Raw genomic sequence first — 249 nt, forward strand, 5'->3', positions numbered from 1 at the left:
TGGTATCGCTGCTCGACCTGGAGGCCCTGCACCTCACCGACCAGGTGGACCTCGCCGCATGAGACACGAAGTGGTCGGCCAGGCGGTCCTTGCCGAAGCCGAATTCCATGCAGTCGCCGCCATCATGATGAGCGAAGCGCGCATCGGCCTTAGCCCGGCCAAGCGCGGCATGATCCAGTCGCGGCTTGCCCGGCGGCTGCGGGCCTGCGAACTCGACAACTTCCCAGATTACCTCAAGCTGGTCGAGGA

At 65.1% G+C, this 249-nt stretch carries 1 protein-coding gene; it reads left to right on the top strand.

The features are described from left to right. Positions 1–58: 58 nt before the first annotated feature. A partial coding sequence (locus ACSNOK_RS35460) for a hypothetical protein (RefSeq protein ID WP_436784790.1) occupies positions 59–249 on the top strand: 191 nt, incomplete at its 3' end.

The organism is Streptomyces sp. URMC 126, from assembly GCF_051386555.1.
GTDB lineage: Bacteria > Actinomycetota > Actinomycetes > Streptomycetales > Streptomycetaceae > Streptomyces.